The 7,067-nt window shown below is 65.0% G+C and carries 6 protein-coding genes and 1 pseudogene; 5 read left to right on the forward strand and 2 right to left on the reverse strand.

The window, feature by feature from the left end; translation table 11 throughout:
* Positions 1-51 precede the first annotated feature (51 nt).
* Positions 52-1,083 (reverse strand): LacI family DNA-binding transcriptional regulator, encoded by a 1,032-nt coding sequence (locus CH293_RS12040; protein WP_094720354.1) that lies wholly within the window; start codon positions 1,081-1,083, stop codon positions 52-54.
* Between the two features lie 213 nt (positions 1,084-1,296).
* Here CH293_RS12040 and CH293_RS12045 point away from each other — a divergent pair, with 213 nt between their 5' ends.
* Together CH293_RS12045 and CH293_RS12050 are read left to right on the forward strand one after the other, a co-directional pair.
* The gene (locus CH293_RS12045) at positions 1,297-2,220 is read left to right on the forward strand and encodes a sugar phosphate isomerase/epimerase (protein ID WP_019667726.1); all 924 of its coding nucleotides are present in this window, start codon (positions 1,297-1,299) and stop codon (positions 2,218-2,220) included.
* 34 nt (positions 2,221-2,254) lie between these two features.
* On the forward strand, positions 2,255-3,280 hold the full coding sequence (locus CH293_RS12050; RefSeq protein WP_019667725.1) for a Gfo/Idh/MocA family protein: 1,026 nt from the start codon (positions 2,255-2,257) through the stop codon (positions 3,278-3,280).
* A gap of 10 nt (positions 3,281-3,290) precedes the next feature.
* On the opposite strand, the gene CH293_RS12055 is transcribed toward CH293_RS12050, so the two are convergent.
* Entirely contained in the window at positions 3,291-4,481 is a 1,191-nt protein-coding gene (locus tag CH293_RS12055; RefSeq protein WP_255122829.1) for an ROK family protein, read from the reverse strand.
* A gap of 53 nt (positions 4,482-4,534) precedes the next feature.
* Between CH293_RS12055 and CH293_RS12060 the strand changes: the two genes are divergently transcribed.
* The 3 genes and pseudogenes from CH293_RS12060 to CH293_RS12070 form a co-directional block, all read left to right on the forward strand.
* Positions 4,535-5,722, forward strand: a complete 1,188-nt coding sequence (locus tag CH293_RS12060) for an MFS transporter (RefSeq protein WP_094720355.1) — start codon at positions 4,535-4,537, stop codon at positions 5,720-5,722.
* 94 nt (positions 5,723-5,816) lie between these two features.
* Positions 5,817-6,707 carry a CPBP family intramembrane glutamic endopeptidase gene (locus CH293_RS12065; protein ID WP_094720356.1) on the forward strand — a complete coding sequence of 297 codons (891 nt, stop codon included), beginning with the start codon at positions 5,817-5,819 and terminating at the stop codon, positions 6,705-6,707.
* Positions 6,708-6,859: 152 nt separating this feature from the next.
* Positions 6,860-7,067: pseudogene (locus CH293_RS12070) on the forward strand (mammalian cell entry protein); the annotation flags it as partial.

Consider the following 7,067-nt stretch of genomic DNA (forward strand, 5'->3'; position numbering starts at 1 on the left):
TAGCCCACCCACCTCCACGGCAAACCGTGCAGCGCATGTGTGATCAAGGTCTCACGGGTTGCGGACGTCGGCGGTGCCGCCGGATCCCGCGCTTGTCGGCGTCCCCGACGTCGACCGAACGACCAGCTCGGGTTCGATGACGCACTCGAAACCTCCGGTCCTCTCGTCGTCCAGCCGTGTCACGGTGAACTCGAGCGCCCTCCTGGCCAACTGCTCGCCATCCTGGCGCACCGTGGTCAGATCGATCCGCGCCAGCCGCGACAGCGGCGAGTCGTCGTAACCGACGATGGACACATCGCCCGGAATGGACACCCCCGCTCGGGTGAGTTCGTCCATGACTCCCAGTGCCGATCGGTCGTTGCCGGCCATGACCGCGGTGGGAAGCTGTGGTTCGGACAGGAACGATCGAGCAGCCGCAGCGCCCGCCTCCTCGTCGTGGGCACCTGTCACGACTCGAGTGAACGCATCGAGTCCGTGCCTTCGCATGGCCGCGACGTAGGCGCGTCTGCGCGCGTTCGACACGGCATGATCGCCGCCATCGACATGGACGATGCGAGAGTGTCCCAGATCCACGAGATGGTCGACCGACGCGCGGATACCTCTGCTGTCCGCGGAACGCACCGTGTTGATCGGGGGAGAATCGGCCCCGCTCGCAGGTATCTTGCGGCCGACGATCGTCAGCACAGCTCTGGCGGCGACGGACCGCAGGTATTCGGAGCCCGAGAGTGGATCGAACAGAATGAGCCCCTCGCACCGGTGGCTGAGCAAGGCCTCGATCGCCTTGCGTTCGTCGCGAGTCGGGCCGCTGGCCGACAACAACACGTCGTATCCCGCTGTTTCGGCGGCGTCGTAGACGGTCCCGAGCATCTCGGCCTGGAACGTCTGCTTCACGTCTGTCAATACTCCGAGAGTGCGGCTCCGCCCACGGGCGAGCAACTGCGCGGCCCGATCCGGTTGGTAACTGAGCTCGTCGGCCGCGGCGAGAACTCGATCCCGAGTTTCCTGGGATGCACCCGGTTTGTCGCTGAAGATCAACGACACCAGTGTCCGCGAAACACCCGCACGCGCGGCGACATCGGCCATCGTCGGACGTCGATGCGGCGTTGATTCCGTCGATGGATGCACGGTGTCCCCCCTGGAAAGTGACCGCGCTCGTGGCGGCAATTGAAATGTCTTGACAATCACACAGCGAATCCTCATAGTATACGACTGAAGCGCGTCAGTAACGCGCGTCAGATTCAGGTCTCCCTCGAAAGCGCGTCGAGGCGCGCACCGAGACTTCTCGAAAGGACAACCATGAGCGTGATCCGCGTCGGATCTGCACCGGATTCGTGGGGCGTGTGGTTCCCGGAGGACCCGCAGCAGACGCCGTACACCCGATTCCTCGATGAGGTTTCGGCATCCGGTTACGAGTGGATCGAGCTCGGTCCTTTCGGATACCTGCCCACCGACCCCAAGCAGCTTTCCGACGAGTTGGCGGCACACAACCTCAAGCTCTCGGCGGGAACCGTGTTCGAACACCTGCACCAGGACGACTCCTGGGATGCGGTCTGGACCCAGATCGAGGACGTCGCCAAGCTGACCGCTGCGGTCGGTGGCAAACACGTCGTCGTCATCCCAGAGATGTGGCGTGACCCGGGCACGGGCGCCGTTCTCGAGGACCGCAATCTCACCGCAGACCAGTGGCGCAAGAAGACCGAGGGAATGAACGAGCTCGGCAAGCGCATGTTCGAGCAGTACGGCGTCAAGGCGCAGTACCACCCGCATGCCGACAGCCACGTCGACACCGAGGAGAACGTCTACCGATTCCTCGACGGAACGTCGAGCGAGTTCGTGAACCTGTGCCTCGACACCGGCCACATCAGCTACTGCGGCGGCGACAACATCGCCATCATCGAGCGCGCTCCCGAGCGCATCGGATACCTCCACCTCAAGCAGGTCAACGTCGAGGTCCGGGCCAAGGTCGAAGCCGAGGATCTTCCGTTCGGTGAGGCGTGCAAGCTCGGCGCGATGACCGAGCCGCCGCTGGGAATCCCGGACATGCCGCCGCTGCTCGGAACCATCGAGCGCCTTGCCGACGAGGGCAAGCTGACCGCGGACATCTTCGCAATCGTCGAGCAGGACATGTACCCGTGCGCTCCCGATGTGCCGCTGCCCATCGCGCAGAGGACCCAGAAGTACCTGAGCTCCTGCGGAATTCCCTCCGTCACCTTCAAGTAACGCGCCCGCCGCACCCTGACGAAAGAGATCTTCAATGTCGAACGAACTCCGCATCGCCGTACTCGGTGTCGGAATGATGGGCGCCGACCACGTCGCTCGAATCACCAACAAGATCGCCGGCGCGCGTGTGGCCGTGGTCAACGACTACTTCACCGAGAAGGCCGAGGAACTGGCAGCCACGATCCCTGGTGCTCGTGCCGTGGCCGACCCGTTCGAAGCCATTGCCGACCCCGAGGTGGACGCCGTCCTGCTCGCGACGCCGGGACCCACCCACGAGAAGCAGCTCCTCGCGTGCCTCGAGCACGGCAAGCCGGTCCTCTGCGAGAAGCCGCTGACCACCGAGGTCGAAACCTCACTCGCCGTCGTGAAAGCCGAAGCAGCACTGGGTAAGACCCTCATCCAGGTCGGCTTCATGCGTCGATTCGACAACGAGTACGCAGAGCTGAAAGCGCTCATCGACTCCGGTGATATCGGCCGCCCGCTCGTCGTTCACTGCGCGCACCGCAACCCCGCCGTGCCGCCGAACTTCGACAGCGCGATGATCGTCAAGGACTCACTGGTGCACGAGGTCGACGTCACCCGCTTCCTCCTCGACGAGGAGATCACGTCGGTCCAGATCATCAAGCCGTCGGCGAACGCGAATGCGCCCGAGGGCCTTCAGGATCCGCAGATCGCCATCTTCGCAACCGAATCCGGACGCCACGTCGACGCCGAGGTGTTCGTCACCACCGGTGTTGCGTACGAGGTTCGCACCGAGGTCGTCGCCGAACTCGGCAGCGCGCAGATCGGCCTCGACGTCGGCCTCGTGCGCAAGACGAAGCCCGGCAACTGGGGCGGCACGATCACTCCGTCGTTCAAGGAGCGTTTCGGTCAGGCGTACGACACCGAGATCCAGCGGTGGGTCAACGCCGTCAAGGCAGGCGCCGAGACCGGCAACTACATCGACGGACCCGGCGCATGGGACGGCTACGCGGCTGCAGCCGTCTGTGCAGCGGGCGTGAAGTCGCTCGAGTCCGGTGAGCGTGTCGCCGTCGACATGGTCGACCGCTCCAGCATCTGACACACCCGCTTCACCCGAGTCCGAGGGTGGACCACTCCGCGAGGGAAATATCCGTCGTGATGTGGTCCACTCCTCGGTGCACGGCCCCGTACAGCGGGCCGTCGTCGCCGTGCACCCCATCGAGAACCTCCGGGGGAGCGGCTTTTCTGAAGGACATGAGGCCCGCGACGTACGCGCGGCGAAAACTGTCCTGCGCTGCGCCTCGAAGGGCGGGAGCGAGGCCGCCGAGCGTGACGACCTCCGGGTCGTGCAAGTTCACCAAGCCGGCGATCCCGCGCCCGAGGGACTCGGCGACACTGTCGAACGCATGGGCGAGTCCGTTGTCTCCGGCGTCAAGCCTCGCCACGAGGTCGCGAGCGTAGCCAACCGGATCCGCCGGGGGAGCGTCGCCGATCGACGTGGCCAGTGCGCGTCCGTCGATCGACAGATCCCAGCAACCCCGAGCACCGCACGGGCACCGCACGGCAGGGTCCCCGAACGGTATGTGGCCGTACTCGCCCGCCGCGCCGCGGGCACCGGTGGTCGGCGTGCCGTCGACGACGAGCGTCCCGCCGATTCCGACGGCGATGATCAGATGCAGGGCCGTCGACGCGCCTCTGGCCGCACCTGTTCTCGCCTCCGCCAACCCGGCCAATGTCGCATCGTTCCCGACAAGGAACGCCACATCCGACGGAAGTCCCGCCGTCATCGGTGTGAGGTCTGCATCCGTCCAGCCACGCGGCGTGAACTGAACGAGTGTGTTGTCACTGACCGTGCCTGCCACGGAAAGGGATACCGCGCGGACCCTGCCGTCGGATTCGAGGTGGATGCGCTCGATCTCCTCGGCCATACCCGCCAGCACCTCGTCGGGATCCGGCCGCGAGCGAGGAGCGCGCGACACGATGACCGGATCTCCGAAGATGTCGGAGACAGCCAGCCGCCAATCGCTCGAGCGGAGTTCCGCAGCAAGTACCAGCGGACCTTGGGGGTGCGGTCCGAGGACCGTCGTCGGACGACCGCGGCCGCGTGTCTTCGCCGGTGTTTCGTCGAGGATGCGCGCATGCTTCAGTCGGGCGACGAGCTCGGTTGCCCCTCCGCTCCCGATGCCCAGACGCTGAGCAGCTTCGACCCTGGTGATGCCGGGGTTCGCGCGTACGACGGCCGTCAACTGGGCCGCGCCGAGCCATCGAGCGCGCGCGGACGTATCGGAAGTGGTTGCCATCGCGGATCATCTTCTCACTTGATTAAACTCAACAATTGAGTATATTACGTCCGATGTCGACCGGAGACACGAGCACGCGAACCGACGGGGGCCTGCGCACCAATACGAAGGGGCTGCTGTCCCTGTCGCTGGCGTCGTGCTTGGCGGTGACCACCGAGATGCTGCCGGTGGGGCTGCTCCCGGTGATGGGCCGATCGTTCGGCGTCGCGGAATCGTCGATAGGCCTTCTGGTGAGCCTGTATGCGGGACTTGTGGCGCTTCTCGCCGTGCCGATGACCATCTGGACACGCCGGTTGCCACGTAAACCGATTCTCGTCGCGACGCTCGGCGGATACGTCGTCAGCAACCTCGTCGTCGCCCTGTCGCACTCCCTCGAATGGCTTGCGTTCGGCCGCGGCATCGGCGGCGTCGCGCATGCATTGTTCTTTTCTCTGTGCATCGGGTACGTGCCCCGACTCGTCGGACCGGCGAACCTCGGCAGGGGATTGGCGATCGCTGCAGGTGGTGCCACGGCAGGTTATGTACTGGGAGTGCCGATCTCGACATCGATGGGCAATGCCATCGGATGGCGATCGTCGTTCGTGGTACTTGCCGTGCTGTCCGCCGCCACCGTCGTCGCCGTGACAATCCTTCTCCCTGCAGTCCCCGGCGACGCGGGCCGACGCGAAAAGTCTCGCGGCCACGGCAGTCTCCCGGTCGTGGTGACTTCCAACGCGCTCACCTTCCTCGGCCACTACACCGTGTACACCTACATCAGCATCCTGCTTCTGAATGCCGGAGTCGTCGAATCCGCGCTGGGACCGGTGCTTTTGATCCTGGGAGCATGCGGCGTGCTCGGATTGTGGCTCACCGGACGTACGCTCGACCGCAGTCCGCGCCGAACGATGCTCGTGGTGCTCGGTCTCGTCGCGACATCGATCGTGGCAGTCGGGAGCACACACCTGTGGTTGTTGCCGCTTCTCGTGTGCGCCGCTGTGTGGTCCGGTGCGTTCGGGGGAGTTCCGTCGATGTACCAGTCCGCCGCAGTCCGAACAGAACCGACGTCACCGGAAACCGCAGGCGCGTGGATCAACGCGACGGCGAACGTGGGGATCGCGGGCGGTGCCGGGGTGGGAGGCATCGTTCTGCCGTGGCTCGGCCTCGGCGGCCTCGCACTCACGGGAGCAGCGTTGGTCGCCGCCGGTTTGCTCGTCGCATCCTTCGCCCGAACCACCGTTTCGGCCTCCGCCACCTCGTCGTGACCGTGTCCCTCGTGGTAGACACAGGCCGGACCGCGCAGCACCTACAGAGCGACGCGGACGACACGAAGCGAAGGCGGGGTCGAGAATGTCTCGCATGTGGAGGCGCGCCGCCGACTGGTATCGCCCGAACCCGGCGGTCACGTCTGCGCTGGTAGTCGTCCTGGTGTCGCTGTGGACGGCGGTGTACTCGGTCAGCATCCTCGGCGCTCTCTGGCGATTGCGCGATCCGAACGCGCCGATGCCGATCCTGAGCGTCCGAGATCAAGCCGCCGACCTCGTGGTGTTGGGTGTACAACTCGCACTCGGCATGATCGCGATCACCACGGTCGCGTACCTACGGCGGTCCGACATCGGGGAACTTCTCCCGCGCAGGCAAGGAACGGCCGTCGACGCAGCAGTCGCCTGGTGTGCCGCGATCGCCGCCGCGTCGGCCCTCGCTCTCGTGCTGGACCGACTCTCGGTTGCGCGATTCGATTTCTCGGTGCCCGCAGTCGTCGAATCTCCGGCCTTGGCAGTGCTCACCGCCCTGTGTGCCGGACTACGCGAAGAACCGCTGCTGGCAGCACTGCCAGTGTTGCTCTTGGTAGGTCGAATGCCCATCGGGTGGGTCATGATCCTCGCCGGGTGCATGCGAGGGCTCCTGTACCTGTTCTTCGGCGGCGGCGGCTTCGTGTGGGCCGCGCTGTGGGGAGCGGCCGCAGTGTGGGTGTACTTCAAGTACCGGCGACTGTGGGTGCTCGTCGTCGTTCACGGAATCGTCATGAACATCCAGGTGCTGGACCGAGTGATTCCGCTCGACAGCGCCGCCACACTTCTCCAGTGGGCGAACATATTGATCATGTTCGGTGCGTTGACGATGTGGTTGGTGCCACGCGCCCTCGGAGGGATTCCGTCCACCCCTGTGTCCGACCCAGTGTCCGACCCAGTGTCCGACCCAGTGTCCGATGAGGTCTCGCGGCCGACAACGCCGCCCGTCGAACGGTAGGCGTCACTCCCGGACGTGACCGGTTCATGATCCGTACCCGCGGTACGCGAGATCGGCAGATGTGATGCGCTGCACTTGGACGCATTCCAGGTGATACAGGTAACGCACGCCGCGTAGTGGACGTTACCGTCGGTTACATTAAGCTCCGAACAATGATCGAATCCACCTCCGCGGTGAAGCGCAGGCTGCTGGGACTGCTGCTGTTTCTCATGATCATCGTGTTCGTGACGTGGTCGGTCACCTCGTACAGCAAGACCTTCGAGAAGGTCGTCAGTATCGATCTGGTGACCGATTCGGTGGGTAATGCGTTGCCTACCAATGCGGATGTGAAGGTTCGCGGGTTGATCGTCGGTGAAGTGC

This window comes from Rhodococcus sp. 14-2470-1b (genome assembly GCF_002259415.1).
Classification (GTDB): domain Bacteria; phylum Actinomycetota; class Actinomycetes; order Mycobacteriales; family Mycobacteriaceae; genus Rhodococcoides.